The sequence below is a fragment of the Helicobacter felistomachi genome (genome assembly GCF_030296895.1).
Taxonomy (GTDB): Bacteria; Campylobacterota; Campylobacteria; order Campylobacterales; family Helicobacteraceae; genus Helicobacter; species Helicobacter felistomachi.
In genome coordinates this window covers 1,316,529-1,329,744 of sequence record NZ_AP028022.1, presented here as the reverse complement: position 1 = coordinate 1,329,744, position 13,216 = coordinate 1,316,529, and the positions used below count along the sequence as shown (strand labels likewise).

The 13,216-nt window shown below is 48.0% G+C and carries 14 protein-coding genes and 1 pseudogene; 2 read left to right on the top strand and 13 right to left on the bottom strand.

Annotation, left to right across the window (positions count from 1 at the left end):
- The first annotated feature begins 234 nt into the window (after positions 1 to 234).
- Positions 235 to 1,556: pseudogene (locus QUE23_RS06990) on the top strand (hypothetical protein).
- Here the strand turns inward: QUE23_RS06990 and gltX are convergent.
- Together gltX and dapF are read right to left on the bottom strand one after the other, a co-directional pair.
- On the bottom strand, positions 1,553 to 2,935 hold the full coding sequence (gene gltX / locus QUE23_RS06985; RefSeq protein ID WP_434801980.1) for a glutamate--tRNA ligase: 1,383 nt from the start codon (positions 2,933 to 2,935) through the stop codon (positions 1,553 to 1,555). The pseudogene QUE23_RS06990 and the gene gltX overlap by 4 nt on opposite strands.
- Positions 2,936 to 2,962: 27 nt before the next feature.
- Entirely contained in the window at positions 2,963 to 3,739 is a 777-nt protein-coding gene (gene dapF, locus QUE23_RS06980) for a diaminopimelate epimerase (RefSeq protein ID WP_286348356.1), read from the bottom strand.
- Between the two features lie 43 nt (positions 3,740 to 3,782).
- Between dapF and QUE23_RS06975 the strand changes: the two genes are divergently transcribed.
- On the top strand, positions 3,783 to 4,838 hold the full coding sequence (locus QUE23_RS06975) for an AI-2E family transporter (protein ID WP_286348355.1): 1,056 nt from the start codon (positions 3,783 to 3,785) through the stop codon (positions 4,836 to 4,838).
- Here QUE23_RS06975 and QUE23_RS06970 read toward each other — a convergent pair.
- The 11 genes from QUE23_RS06970 to QUE23_RS06920 form a co-directional block, all read right to left on the bottom strand.
- Positions 4,835 to 6,490, bottom strand: coding sequence for an L-lactate permease (locus QUE23_RS06970; RefSeq protein WP_286348354.1), 1,656 nt, complete (start codon positions 6,488 to 6,490; stop codon positions 4,835 to 4,837). The genes QUE23_RS06975 and QUE23_RS06970 overlap by 4 nt on opposite strands.
- An 86-nt stretch (positions 6,491 to 6,576) precedes the next feature.
- Positions 6,577 to 7,755, bottom strand: coding sequence for an outer membrane protein (locus QUE23_RS06965; protein ID WP_286348353.1), 1,179 nt, complete (start codon positions 7,753 to 7,755; stop codon positions 6,577 to 6,579).
- A gap of 82 nt (positions 7,756 to 7,837) precedes the next feature.
- Positions 7,838 to 8,149, bottom strand: a complete 312-nt coding sequence (locus QUE23_RS06960) for a hypothetical protein (protein WP_286348352.1) — start codon at positions 8,147 to 8,149, stop codon at positions 7,838 to 7,840.
- An 18-nt stretch (positions 8,150 to 8,167) separates the two neighbouring features.
- Positions 8,168 to 8,410, bottom strand: coding sequence for a hypothetical protein (locus QUE23_RS06955; protein WP_286348351.1), 243 nt, complete (start codon positions 8,408 to 8,410; stop codon positions 8,168 to 8,170).
- 93 nt (positions 8,411 to 8,503) lie between these two features.
- On the bottom strand, positions 8,504 to 8,653 hold the full coding sequence (locus QUE23_RS06950) for a beta/alpha barrel domain-containing protein (protein ID WP_286348350.1): 150 nt from the start codon (positions 8,651 to 8,653) through the stop codon (positions 8,504 to 8,506).
- Positions 8,634 to 9,077 carry a thiamine phosphate synthase gene (locus QUE23_RS06945; RefSeq protein ID WP_286348349.1) on the bottom strand — a complete coding sequence of 148 codons (444 nt, stop codon included), beginning with the start codon at positions 9,075 to 9,077 and terminating at the stop codon, positions 8,634 to 8,636. The genes QUE23_RS06950 and QUE23_RS06945 overlap by 20 nt, the downstream gene beginning before the upstream one ends.
- A gap of 28 nt (positions 9,078 to 9,105) precedes the next feature.
- Positions 9,106 to 11,577, bottom strand: coding sequence for an FtsK/SpoIIIE domain-containing protein (locus QUE23_RS06940; RefSeq protein WP_286348348.1), 2,472 nt, complete (start codon positions 11,575 to 11,577; stop codon positions 9,106 to 9,108).
- Between the two features lie 10 nt (positions 11,578 to 11,587).
- Positions 11,588 to 11,821: a hypothetical protein gene (locus QUE23_RS06935; RefSeq protein WP_286348347.1), complete on the bottom strand. Its 234-nt coding sequence runs from the start codon at positions 11,819 to 11,821 to the stop codon at positions 11,588 to 11,590.
- 10 nt (positions 11,822 to 11,831) lie between these two features.
- Positions 11,832 to 12,254 (bottom strand): SMI1/KNR4 family protein, encoded by a 423-nt coding sequence (locus QUE23_RS06930; protein ID WP_286348346.1) that lies wholly within the window; start codon positions 12,252 to 12,254, stop codon positions 11,832 to 11,834.
- Positions 12,206 to 12,313, bottom strand: coding sequence for an HNH endonuclease family protein (locus QUE23_RS06925; protein ID WP_286348345.1), 108 nt, complete (start codon positions 12,311 to 12,313; stop codon positions 12,206 to 12,208). The genes QUE23_RS06930 and QUE23_RS06925 overlap by 49 nt, the downstream gene beginning before the upstream one ends.
- Before the next feature lie 5 nt (positions 12,314 to 12,318).
- The gene (locus tag QUE23_RS06920) at positions 12,319 to 13,215 is read right to left on the bottom strand and encodes an HNH endonuclease (protein ID WP_286348344.1); all 897 of its coding nucleotides are present in this window, start codon (positions 13,213 to 13,215) and stop codon (positions 12,319 to 12,321) included.
- Position 13,216 lies beyond the last annotated feature (1 nt).

Here is a 13,216-nt window from a genome sequence, read left to right as displayed (position 1 = left end):
CGCAAAGGGGCTTAAACTCTCCCACTTGATAAGCCCCAATTGACAATAACCTACTTCAATGGATCATCTCTCCAAATGATCGTAATTTTTAGAGGATTTATGGGTCTTTATGTTCCAAAATAGACCCTTTGGTTTACTAAATTCTTATTTTAATTTAATATGAGAGTTTTTAAGGTTCATTTTATTTATTTTATGTTAAAAATCTTCCGTCTCTCATTTTTAAAAGGATCTGCGATGAAAACCATAAAAGAGGTGTTAAAGTTTGGCCTGTGCGGTGCGTTTGCGTCTATGTTCTTGCCTGCGCAAGTAAAAGCCGTTGCCTTTGCCTATGATTTAAAGTTCATGAGCTTTACTTACAACTTGGCGGCTAAAAACAATCCCTACTGGAACAGTCTAGTCAACATGAAAAACCGAATCATACCCGAGATCGGGATTCAATTTGACAAGCACCAGTCTATCATGTTTGGGGCGTGGTTTATCCAAAACCTGCACACCCACATCAGCTACTTCCCCTACTCTTGGGGCGTTACTATGTATTACAGCGCGGTGGGTAAGGATTTTAGGACCTACATTGGCATCATCCCTAGAACTTATACCATGGCAAACTACCCCCTAGCCGCCTTTAAAAAGCTCTTTTGGTTTAAAGACCCCACCGTTAGGGGAGCGATGTTCCAATACAAACCCGTTTACAACCCTAACCGCTGGTGGAATGGTTGGGCGGAGTTTATCATCGACTGGTATGGCGGACGCAACTGGAACAATGTTGTGGGCAAAAAATATGCCGCCAACCACTACAACATGAACCAAATGCTCTACTTTGGGGGGAGTGAGTGGTCGTTTTTAAAGGGTTATTTGGGCTTTGGCGGACGTGTGGTTGCCTTCCACAACACCAGCCCTTATAGCATGGGTAGCCCCTACCCCTTTGGGGGGCACTCCGATCCAGCCATGCGTGGAGACACTCCCCTGTGGCCCAACGGTTATCCCTATTTTACGGGCGAAAAAGACGGAGGCGTGCCTGGACAATACTCTAACCCCACCGTGCTCGATCGCATTTACTACTATGGCTACATCAAAACCAACCTCAAACGGCTTGTGCCCTTCATGGATAAATTCACCATCTCTTTTGGCACCATGAGCGAGCAAGAGCACTACTGCGTGCGTGCGGGTGATCATTGTGGGCTAGCCAGTGGTACAACAGCTTTGGGGGACAATTCGACTTCGATGTGCAGTATAAGGGCTTTGGTTTTTACGATAAATACTACTTCTCCGACAAGCCCCAAATGAAGTTTTATGCCACCTATGGGCGTGCGCTCTACACTGGCTTGCCATGGTACCACGCGCCTAACTTTGAGCGCATCGCGCTTTACTATGTTTATAAAAACAAGTACCTCAGCGTGCGCGCGGACTGCTTCTTCAACTTCATGGGTGGGGGCAACGGGCACAGCTTAAACGGACATGGCGGACACTGGTACACCACTTTCCAACAATTCGTGACTGTGGGCATCGACACCCGCCAACTTGTGGACTTCATCAGAAGCCACAACCACAGACTCTAACTTGCTAAAAACGCCTTTAACCGCTCTAGGCTTGCTTGAAAGCCTAGCACAAACAAGGCTTCTTTAACCCCAATCCCCCCCGCTTCTCCAAGCAGGGCGATTCGTAGAGGCAACATCAGTGCCCCTGCCTTAAGCCCCTTGTTTTCCATAAGGGCGTGCAAGGTGGCATCTAGGCTTTCTACACTGCTAAAATCCTGCTCTTTCAAGCCTGCCATTAGGGTTTTTAACACCTCTAGGGCTTGATCTCTGTTTTTGAGCTTGTTTAAGGCGTAGCTTGTGGGGGCGTTTAACACCTTAGCAATCTCGGTTGCCATTTCCCTTAAAGTGCCAACCCGACTTTTTAGAGCCTCTAGCAACGCGTCTTGTTGCGCCGGGCTTAGAGTGTTAAAGCTGCTGGGTAGGTTAAATTCTGCCAGCAACGCTTTGAGCTGATCTAGGGGGCTTTCTTTGATGTAGTGGCTGTTGAGCCAGTCTAGCTTATGGGGGCTAAAGCAACTAGGCGCGCTGTTTAAATCTTTGGGGTTAAAAAACTCTTTCATCTCTTGCAGGCTAAAAATCTCTTGATCGTTGTGGCTCCAGCCTAAGCGCACCAAAAAGTTTAAGAGCGCGTCCTTAAGATAGCCCAAACTCTTATAATCCATCACTCCCATCGCCCCATCTCGTTTGCTGAGTTTATGCCCCTTTTCGTTTAAAATCATGGGTACATGGTAGAAGTTAGGGACTTTAAAACCTAGGGCTTGGTATAAAAGGATTTGTTTAGGCGTGTTGCTTAAGTGGTCGTCCCCGCGGATCACATCGCTGATCCCCATTAAGGCATCGTCAATAGTAACGACAAAATTATAAGTCGGCACGCCATTCGAGCGGGCGATCACAAAGTCGTCCAATTCGCTGGCTTGCACGCACACCTCCCCCTTCACGCCGTCTTTAAAATGCACTGCGCCACTTAAGGGGGCTTTGATGCGCACCACGGGCTCGATCCCACTAGGGGGCGTGCCTTTAAAATCTCTATAACGGCGATCGTAGCGGGGAGTCAAGCCTTGCGCTTTTTGCGCTTCTCTTAAAGCCTCTAACTCTTCCTTAGACATGTAGCAATAATACGCCTTGCCCTCGTCTAAGAGTTGCTGGATGTAGCGTTGGTAAATGTCTAGCCTTTGTGATTGGTAGAGAATCTCCCCATCGACTTCTAGCCCAACCCATTCAAACGCCTTTAAAATCGCCTCTGTGGCTTCCTGGACATTGCGATCTAAATCTGTGTCCTCAATGCGTAAATAAAACTTCCCCCCACAAGAGCGGGCGTAAAGGTAGTTGAAAAGGGCAGTTCTCAAGCCCCCTATGTGTAAATGCCCCGTAGGCGAAGGGGCAAAGCGCGTGGTAACCATGGTGATCCTTTATGAAAAATTTAAATTCTAGCAAAGGGTGTTGCAATAGTCAATGACGGGACCCACTCTCTTAACCGCTCCGCTAAAAAGCACGCTTGTGCCCTCTAAGCTCAAGCTTAAAACCTCCCCACTAGGCGGGATACAATGCGCTGTATTTTCCACGCCCCTTTTGAGCGCCGCAAAAAACACCGCCCCCATGCCCGTCCCACAAGCCAGCGTGATGTCCTCCACGCCCCGCTCATAAGTGGCTAAGTGGATGGTTTGGGGGTCTTTGATGTAGGCGACATTGACATTGGCGTTGAATTGTTGGCGCAGGGCTTGCATTTGTGGGGTTTTTGCTTTAGGGATCTCGCTCAAATGCTCCACAAAATGCACTAAGTGGGGCACGCCACTATTAATTAAAACCCACTCCTGCCCCTCAATGTCTAAAGTGTCTAGCCATTTAGGACTGCCTAAATTGCTCTGCACCACACCCCCGCTTTGTGCAACTTCTAGCACTTCTAGGGCAATCACCCCCGCCCCACTTAAAAAGCTGTGCTTTTTGGGGGCGAGCCCTTGCAAATACGCATAAAGCCCAACGCAACGGCTGGCATTGCCACACATGTTTGCCAAACTCCCATCGGCGTTGTAAAACTCCCATGTGTAGGCGTGTTGTGGGTGGGGCAAAAGTATGACTAGCCCATCCGCTCCAAAGCCGTAATGGCGGTTACAAAGCTCTTTAGCGAGGGCTTGGCGGTTACTTGGCTTAAAATGGTGGGTGATTAAAAAATCGTTCCCACTGGCGCAATATTTCTCTAGGTGCATGTTTTGCCTTTTTGGGTATTATAAAGCAAAAAAGCGAGTTGGCATGCGTCCCGTGTATTTCTTTTGGCTTTTGTTTGCCATTGCCTTTTATTGGATGCTCTATCTTTACGAAGATTTTTTAATGGATTTGTTGATTGCGGGCTTACTTTGCGTCACGATTTTTTGGCTCAAAGGGTTTTTTGACCACTACATGCGTAACCTTTTCAGCTCGCTTTTATGTGTGGTGGTGCTCTTAAGTTTCTTGGTTGTGCCTTTGTATTTTTTAATTTACCAAAGCACGGATTTCATCACCCACTTAAACCTAGAAAAATTCGCCTTCTACTTCAACAAGTCTAAAAGCGATCTCTTGCTTTACTTGGAGCGCTTCCCCACTTTAAGCACCTACGCCCATAAATGGCTTTCCAACCTCTCGGCACAAAATTTCATGTCTTATGTCTTGCACCTCAGCAGCGGCCTGGGTAAATACAGCCTAAAATTTGCCAGCGACACGGCGATGGTCTTGGTCTTTCTCTTTTTGTGTTTCTTTTACGGACAACGCTTTTACGACTATATCCTAGACATTTTTCCCTTTGAGAAAATCCAAAGCAAGGAGATTTTTAGAGAAGTGGCGGGGATTTTACGGGTGGTCTTGTTGACTTCCATCATCAATGTTGTTTTACAAGGCTTGGCCTTTGGTTCTTTGGTCGTATTTTTTGGGCTAGATTGGCTCTCTCTTGGGATTTTATATGGGTTAGCTTCGCTCATCCCCATTGTGGGCGGGGCTTTGGTGTGGGTGCCGGTCTCATTGTATGAGCTTTACCGCCACAACCCAAGCACAGCCATCATCATCGCCCTTTATTCAGTGATTTTCATCGGTGGGGCGATCGACAGCCTCATAAAACCATGGCTCATTGGCTTCATTAAACACCGGGTGTTGAAGATTTCCCTAAAAATCAATGAGATTTTGATCTTCTTTTCGATCTTGGCGGGCATTAGCAAGTTTGGTTTTTGGGGGATTGCCGTAGGCCCTACAATCACCGCTTTTTTTATTGTGCTTTTGCGCCTTTATGAAAAGGAGTTTGCCCGCCGCAAGCGTGCAAACGCCCCCCTGCCCCGTTAAGGATTCGTGCTTGGCACGATTTGGGGAAAACCATAGGCAATCACGCTCACCACGATCCCGATCACAATCACAAAGGCGATCGAGTATTTGACCGTGAATTTAAACAGATCGGACTCTTTGCCCGCCAGCCCCACCGCCGCGCAGGCAATGGCGATGCTCTGCGGGCTGATCATCTTACCTAAAGTCCCGCCCACGGTGTTGGCGGTGAGCGTTAAGATTTCGGGGATTTTAAGATTATTGGCGGTGAGTTGTTGCAAAGAGCCAAAGAGCAAATTAGAGCTGGTGTCGCTGCCGGTTAAGAACACCCCGACCCAGCCAATGATGGGCGAGAAGAAAGTGAAGGCCTTGCCCGTGTGTGTTAAGGCAAGCGCCATAGTAGCGGAAATGCCGCTGTAATTAGACACAAAAGCAAAGCTTAAGACGAGCCCGATGGTTAAGATAGGGTAGCGCATTTCTTTTAAGGTGTCCCCAAAAACTTCGATCGCCTCACTGGCTTTCACACGGAGCACAAAGATGCTGATGAGCGCGGCCACTAAAATAGAAGTACCCACGGTGTTAATCAAGGGCAGTTTAAAGACCACAGGGCTAGCCGCACTCTTGCCTTCAAACACAAAGGGCGCGCTTTTTAAAATCTTTTGGCTGATGCTGCTAAACTCAAAGTAAAAACTAGAGAACGCCAACGCTCCCCCTTTAGCAAAAAGGGCTTTAAACCAGGGCTGAGTCCAAATCACAATGGTCGCGATCAAGATAATGAAAGGAGCCCACGCCACTAAAACCTTACAAATGTGGTGTTTGGGGTGGTCGTGTTCGACTTCCTTGCCATCGCTTCTAAAAATGTGCTTGGGTTGCCAAAAGCGCAAAAACACAGCAGTTGCGATAAGCGAAACGATCGCCGATAAAATCCCGGGCAATTCTGGCCCTAGGTAGTTAGAGCTTAAATACTGCGCCAAAGCAAAACTAAAGGCCGCCACGAACACCGCCGGGAAAGTTTCTTTAATCCCCCTAACCCCGTCCATCAAAAACACAATGAAAAAAGGCACTAACAAGCTGATAAAAAACAGGATTTTACCCGCCATGGCACTGATAGAAAGCGCGCTCACGCCCACAGCTCCGGCCATCGCCGTGATGGGAATACCCACCGCCCCAAAGGCCACGGGGGCGGTGTTGGCAATGAGGCACAACCCGGCCGCATACAAGGGGCTTAAGCCAAGTCCCACTAAAATCGCCGCCGTGATCGCCACGGGGCCGCCAAAGCCGATCGCCCCTTCTAAAAACGACCCAAAGCAAAACCCAATCAAAATCACCAAAATGCGGTGATCGGGGGTGATGGCCTGCACGCTCTCCTTTAAAATCTCAAAGTAACCAGACTTCACACTCAGTTTATACAAAAAGATCGCGGCGATGATGATCCACGAAATGGGCCAAAGCCCGTAGAGAAAGCCGTAAATAAAGCTGGAGGCCACCATCACGGCCGGCATTTTATACACCACAAGGGCGATTACCACAGACAAAGCCACGCTTAAAAACGCCGCCATATGCCCCTTAAGTTTAAACACAATCAAAGAAGCGAAAAAAAGCACAATGGGTAAAACCGCCACAAGTGCACTTAACCAAATGTTGCCATCTATGGGGGCGTAAACCTGATGCCACATACAAAACTCCTGCAAAAATTAGAGCTTAAGTATAGCACAAGGTCAGTGGGAGTGGGGACACTGATCCCCAAAGCACGGACAACCCCCTAGAAGTTGTAAACATAGTTCACAAAGACCGCAACATTGCGCTTGTAACTGATGTTTAAAAGCTCTGTGTCCTTTTGGGCTTTAAGGTAGCTGTTTAGGGCTAGGGGGATTCTTAAGCCCACTTCAAACCCGTGGTGTTTGCTGACATTGCTTCTAAAACCCACATTTAAGGGGATTTGGAAATAAGTCGTGTGTTGGCGCACCCGCCAGCCCTCAGCCTTAAGTGCGTTGCCTAGACTTTGGTAGGCTTTGGCATCTTTTAAAAGCCATGTGCTGCCCGCCAGCATAAAGCCTACAAAAAGCCCTGTAGTGTAACGCCCATTGGCACTCTCATAGAAGTTATAGAGCGCGTCTATGCCCGCCCCGTAAACTAAATTGCTAAGAGCTGTGGCGGTCTTGCCCGTGAGCTTACCATATTGGTAGCTGAAACTGCCGTAGTAACGCAGCCCAAAGCGTTTTTTCTTGCCAAAGAAGTGCTTATAGCCCAGTTGGGTGTTAAAGCCGTATAAGTCCCCGTTGACGCTCCCACTTTGCATGGCAACAAGGGGGGAGTTTGAGAGGGCTAGCAGGCTTGGATGTTCTTTGGCGTAGGCATTGAGCTTGGTTTGTGTGGCTTGTAGATAGGCTAAAAGCGTGCCTAAGTTTTGGATCGCCTGCCCTTTGGCTTGTCTGTTTTGGGGGTTTAAGTTTGCCGGGTTTTCTTGAGCAGCAAAGCCATCTATTCTTGGAGATTTTATAGAAGTGTTTAAAAGCGTGTTGAGCAAGTTTTGTTGCAACTGCTCCACTTGGACGATGAGTTGGTCTAGGCGTGTTTGCAAGCCGACTAGATCGTAACTGGTGCTGGCTGCCAAATTGTAAAAGCCGTTGAAGGCATCTTTGAGGTTTTGGTCGAAATTGGCATTGCTTGCCACAGAGTTAAAGAATTGGTTAGTCCCCGCGACCAAAGAGCTAAAAGCCTCGGCAGGGGTTTTTGTGATTCTCTCCACGCTTGTGATGAGTTGCCCCTTGTTGTCTATGATGGTGGTCTTTTCTTCTGTTTTGTAATTGGTGATGGTCGCCACAACTCCGTTTCCATCGACAAGGGTTTGCAAATGGGTTTTGGGTTGTGGTGGGATGATGGGCGTTTGTGGTCTATTGGCAATGGGAGATGTGGGGATTTTTGGAGGCGTGTTTTGCACACTTTGGGGTTGTTTGGGTGGGAGCGTTTGGGGCGGATTTAGCGGGTTTACAAAAACAGGGGGTAGGTTGATGCTTACATTTTTAGGGGGCGTGGGGGTTGCTGTGTTTGTGGAGGGCTGTTGGTTTACCGTGTCGGTTGGCACGGGGGTTTGGCTTGTGTTGCCCGGTGTGGGGGTTTGGGTTGGTTTGGCTAGGGGGTTTTGCCCGGTGTGGGGTCAAAATCTGGGCGCGCCCAAGAGGGGGCTTGGGGAAGGATTTGCCATCGGCATCGCAACACCAAATGACATCCGTTCTTTGGAAGCCGTCTTTGTCTATCTCCACATCAGCTTCTAGGAAGGGGGAGCAAAAAGCGGCGGCTAGGCTGGCCGAGGTGTTTTTGAGTTTGTCATTCATAAAAGCTCCTTTCTTAATCTACTTCAGGCTTTGCCCCACTTTGTTTTGGGGAACTTTTGGGGCTTGTAAAGTCGTGGGTTTGGCGTTTAGCACATTAAAAAGGGGGGGCTGGTTCGTCAAACTAGGGGCTTTGTTTTGCGTGTTTTGGGTGATATTGGAGTATTGAAACCCCACAGCCCCATAAGCTCCGTTATTTTCAGCCAACAAGGGGCAAACAAGGTTAAAGATTGCCAAGATTGAGATTGTTTTTAGAGGGGGCATTCTGACTCCTTTTGCTAGGGTTAGCAAAGTTGTCGGTGCATTTTACCACAGGTAACATTAAAAGCGTTAAGGCAAACCTACTTAAAGCGGTTTCTAGGTGTTTAAAAAATAACGGATGCTCGCAAAGCCCTTAATGTGTAGATTTTTCACAAGCTCTATCTGTTCGCGAGTTGTGATCCCCCCTAGAGCAAAAATATGGGGCTTAAGTGTCGGGCTTAGGGCTTTAAAATAATCTAAGCCCAAAGGGGGGTTTGTCTGGCGTGGCAAAAATCGAGCTTAAAGTGCAAAAATGCACGCCCAAATCTAGGGCTTGTTGCACCTCTTTAACACTGTGTGCGCTGTAAAAGCTCTGTAAATTTTGGGGGATTTTAAGCACAAAGTCTAGAGCGTGGCTCTTTAAATGCACACCCCTAAAGCCATATTCTAGGGCGCAATCTAGGCTTTCTTGGGGGTTTTGGCAATTGATGTAGGGCATCACTTGAAAGGCGGCGCAAAGGCGTACAAAAGCGGCACACATTCTGGCAGCAAAGGGTGGGCTACTTGCCACTTGCCTTAAACACGCCCGGTTGGGGGCGTGGGTGCTAAAAACTTGGGCTAAACACCCCTCAAATTCTTTTAAGCTGATAGTTTGCCAAGCTTGTGGAGTGATGAAGTAGGATTCAAACATAAAGCCCACTATAGCACAATAAAAGTCTTTAACTTTCCTTACCCAAATCCTTGAAACTATAAGGTCTAAAATCCATGTGCGCGTCTGTGGATTTGTCAAAAAAGCGGGCATTGGTGCGCTCTAATCTCTCTTTGATCTCTAGACTGGTCGCCTTGTCAAGGTTTTCTTGATTGCTTTTAAAGACAATGCGGTGTCTAAAGACTTCTAAGATGTCCTTGAGGTCGGGAGTGCTGGAGATTTTTTTTAGATTGGTGAGCATCACGATGTAGTGGTGATCGTAGTCGCGCGCGCTATTTAAAGACGCTTTTAACTGCGCTAGTCCTGTGCTTTTTTTCTCGTATAACTCCTGCGCCTCATCCAGCGAGTCGATAAGGATAAAGCTGCCGGGTTCTAAATTCTCTTCAAAGATTTGGGCGTTGGTGTGGGTGGGGGCGATGCCGTAGGGTTGTAATTGATCTTGGATTTTGGCAAGGGCTTTACTGGCATTGTAGTGGTAAAGCTTTTTGCCCAGTGCTTGCAGATTTTTAGCCAAAATTTTAAGCCAAATGATTTTGGCTTCATCTGTGCCCACAAAGAGCAAGTGATCGCCCTCTTCAAGGGGTAAAATAAATTCCCTGCCCTCATAATCCACGCCCACGCCCAGCTGCAAACTTGTGCCGTGTAACTTGAGTTTTTGGGGCATGTAAATGGGTTCTTCACCATTGTAGAGTTTGCGATCCTTTATGGGTTTTATGCCCCGCTCCCTAGCTTCCTTGTTGGTTTTGATAATGAAGTCGGGGAGTTTTTCGTTGGCTGCATAGGGGATGCTTGTATAAACCATCATGGAGTCGTCTTTTTGTTCCCCCACGAAACTATAGAGACCTTTTTTAGGTTCAAGGCGCGTTGCGGCATCGTTGCCTAAGACGGATATGCTGTCGTTTTTATCATTCACGGCTAAAGCCATGCGGTTGCCTATTTGGCCTAAAATTTCTTTGGGAATCGTGCCCCCAGCCATGGTTTGGGTGGAAAAGACCATGTGTACCCCATAACTGCGTCCTTTTTTGAGCAGATTCACCACCAAGTTTTTCATCTCCTCTAACTTTTTAGCATTCATAAACAACACCTGAAACTCATCGATGATCACCACAAATCTAGGCAGCCCGTGGGTTTGGCGGTAGCCTTTAAAATCCTTCACCCCACAATCCTTAAACAACCTAGCGCGCCGCTCTAGCTCTTGATTCAGCCATTCTAAAAAGGTGATCCCATAGGACACGCAAGCTTGAACGCTCACCAGTTGGGCATGCTCTAGGGGCGGGTTGGCGTAAGCGTTAAACTCCACGCCCTCTTTGTAATCTAGTAAGAATAGACGCAATTCATCGGGGGAGTAGTAAAAGGCTAAGTTTTGGATCAACACATTTAAAAAATTGGATTTGCCACTCCCACTGCGGCCACAAACCAAGGTGTGGTGCTGGGTTTGATCGCCCCCAATTTCAAACAACACTTCGCGGCAATCCTTGTCCCAACCAATGGGTACGCTCACGACATGTGTGCTGTTCTTGCTCCAAAATTCCTCTTGTTGCTGCAATGTACCCACTTCTCGCTTGACCTGTTTACGCCTCGCATAGTAGTTAGCCACCTCTTTAGCAAAGGCGTTTAAATGTTCCGTGTGTGTGCCCGTGGAATCGTGCAGGGCTCTTAAACGCAGGTGTTCAAAAGTGGGGACACTCTCGAATTTTTGGGCGTGTTTTTCTAAAAAGCGGTCCAAAAACACCTCCTCTTTGCTGCGCTCCTCCTTTTCACTCAAATTGTAGATGAAGCACAGCACCCCATTAGCCGCCCCAAAGCGCACCAAATGCTGCAAATACCCCCGACTCTCATGATCCAGTGCGTCCACGCCGCTTAAAAACAGGGCACGCACTTCGAGGCGGTCGGTGTTGTAGCGGTTGTAGTCCATGAAATCTTTATAACCGGCCAACTTCTCTTGTAGATTGGTCTTCATGTATTCATAAAGGTCTTTTAAGGCTTCTTTGATTTCATCGCCCTCTGTGAAGATTTTTTGGCGGTATATGAAATCGTGGTCCTTCTTTAAAAAACGCCGTGCCAGCGCAAACACCCCACCTAAACTCAAAGCGTCCACCAACACAACTTGTAAATGCGTGAGCGGGATCGTGGAAACAAGGCGCAGCAAGCCCTCGCGCAAGAATCTAGGCGTGTTCTCTGTGCTGCCATAGAGGGCGGGCGGGGGGAAGGGGGTAACTTTGGGGATGAAGAATTTTTCAAAGCTCTCTTCTAGCCCCTCTGGGGGGTTCTCGCGCACCTCAAGCACACCTAAAGCCAAAAATTCGGGGTAGCTTTGGCTTTCGTTTAGGTGTAGTTGCCCGCCCAGTTGGGGCTGACTCTTTCTAATCTCATCTCTAATCTTAAGCAATCTGGCTTGACTCTCCTTAAGGGTGAAAAGCGGGCTGTGGGCAAAACGCACTTTGTGTAGGGTTTGGTCTAAATCTTGTAGGGCTTGCAACATAAAACTTCCTTTAGGGTTGGATGCTGTGGGCTTGCTGGACTAAAGCGCGCGCTTCCTCTAGGCGATCGGTGATGATCTGTTTATGGCGGATCATCTCCAGCTCAAGGTTTTCAAACTGGTTGGCTAAATGGCACATCTCCTCGATCACCTCTGTGCTGAGTTTACGCCCCAAATCATCGTCCATCGCCTCTAAAAACAAATCTTCTAAATGCCGCACATGCCGCACGCTGCCTTCATAGTGCATACAAAACTCCTTAAGATTCTAATTTTTTCAGCAAAAGATCAAGGGCGATCAAGGGCTTTTTGGCCCCCGTATCCGTGTCTAAAAATAAGACCTGATCGCTGGCGGTGTCTAGGATAAACAACCCGCCATAGCCATCGCTGCCAAAAAAGATTTCTTGCGCCTCTAAATGGGCTTTGAGCTTTTGCATGAAAAAGGCAAAAGTGCATTTGCCCTCCATATTGAAGTTCAGCACATTTTTAAAAGTATAGTTCTCCTGCCCTACGCTAAAGTTGCGCTTAGGGGGGATGGCGTTGTTGGCGCGTTTTAAGAACTCTAAAAAAGCGGGGCTAAACTCTAGAGCGCACAGCTTTTGCGCGCTCTCTAGGGCGTTGTCCTCTAGGGGGATCACAAATCCCCAATTTGGGTTTTTAGGTTGGGGAGTATTTCTTTCCATAGCGGGTATCCTTTCGTGTGGGGGACGGACAAAAGCACCTCTTCGCGCACCAACTGCATGGTGCCTAGTGGGGGTTAGGGTCAAAATGCCACATATAGCCCTTAGGCGTGATGCCCTTGTTGATCTGCGCTTTGTCCTCCTCGCTCAAGATTTCTTGTAAAGCCGGGCTTGTGCTTAAAGCCTTTTGCAAAGCTTTTAACGCATAAAAGCACAACATGGGCTTTTCGTTGTCTAAATTTTTTAAATCTAAATGGGTGCTAAAGATGGCCGGGAAAACGGGCAGATTGAGATCGTTAAAAGGGGTTTTAAAGGTCTCATCTTGGCTGACAATAAAGCCCTCTTTGCGCTCTTGTAAAAAGGCGCGGTATTCATCGTGGATGGCTTGTATTTGCGCTTGCTTGAGGAGGGGGTCTAGCTGGGACTCTAAGCCCTGCAGATGGTCGTAGAGTTTTTGAATCTCTGGGGGGATCATGTATTGTTGTTCGATGATCTCGCTGGCTTTAAGCGCGCGCCTTTTAAGCTCGTGGTGCGCCTCTCCATAGGCTAAGAGCAAGGCTCGGCTTTGCTGGCAAAATTCCTCGATCAAAATCGTTTGGATACGCCTAAGCTGCTCTGTGTAGATTTCCACCGCCTCCTCTAGCAAGGCGACTTTTTGCTCCCATTTTTCGCGCTTATCAGTTGCGATGTTTAGAGCGATTGTCGCCGCCCACACCCCCCACTCTGTGGCGATGGCAATGGCAAGCGCGATCTCACAAGCAACCTCCCACGCCCTAGCACTGGCTAGCCCCTCTCTGGCCTCTTGTAGGGCCTGCTTGGTTTGGGTCAATTCCTCTTTGGTTTCCTCATAAAAGGTTTCTAGCTCCTGTAAAAAGGCGCGGGTCTCTTGGTGCAAATGCTCCTTAAAGTCCTCAAAACGCTCAAGGACGGCGCGCACCTCTTTGGTGTCGACATTGACAGGCACA

Bases quoted from the DNA above. Each gene is read 5' to 3' on its own strand.
- QUE23_RS06940 (WP_286348348.1), bottom strand. From the start codon at position 11,577: ATGTTGCAAGCCCTACAAGATTTAGACCAAACCCTACACAAAGTGCGT.
- QUE23_RS06970 (WP_286348354.1), bottom strand. From the start codon at position 6,490: ATGTGGCATCAGGTTTACGCCCCCATAGATGGCAACATTTGGTTAAGT.
- QUE23_RS06930 (WP_286348346.1), bottom strand. From the start codon at position 12,254: ATGGAAAGAAATACTCCCCAACCTAAAAACCCAAATTGGGGATTTGTG.
- QUE23_RS06945 (WP_286348349.1), bottom strand. From the start codon at position 9,077: ATGTTTGAATCCTACTTCATCACTCCACAAGCTTGGCAAACTATCAGC.
- QUE23_RS06960 (WP_286348352.1), bottom strand. From the start codon at position 8,149: ATGAATGACAAACTCAAAAACACCTCGGCCAGCCTAGCCGCCGCTTTT.
- QUE23_RS06975 (WP_286348355.1), top strand. From the start codon at position 3,783: ATGCGTCCCGTGTATTTCTTTTGGCTTTTGTTTGCCATTGCCTTTTAT.
- QUE23_RS06925 (WP_286348345.1), bottom strand. From the start codon at position 12,313: ATGCAGTTGGTGCGCGAAGAGGTGCTTTTGTCCGTCCCCCACACGAAA.
- QUE23_RS06955 (WP_286348351.1), bottom strand. From the start codon at position 8,410: ATGCCCCCTCTAAAAACAATCTCAATCTTGGCAATCTTTAACCTTGTT.
- QUE23_RS06935 (WP_286348347.1), bottom strand. From the start codon at position 11,821: ATGCACTATGAAGGCAGCGTGCGGCATGTGCGGCATTTAGAAGATTTG.
- dapF (WP_286348356.1), bottom strand. From the start codon at position 3,739: ATGCACCTAGAGAAATATTGCGCCAGTGGGAACGATTTTTTAATCACC.
- gltX (WP_434801980.1), bottom strand. From the start codon at position 2,935: ATGGTTACCACGCGCTTTGCCCCTTCGCCTACGGGGCATTTACACATA.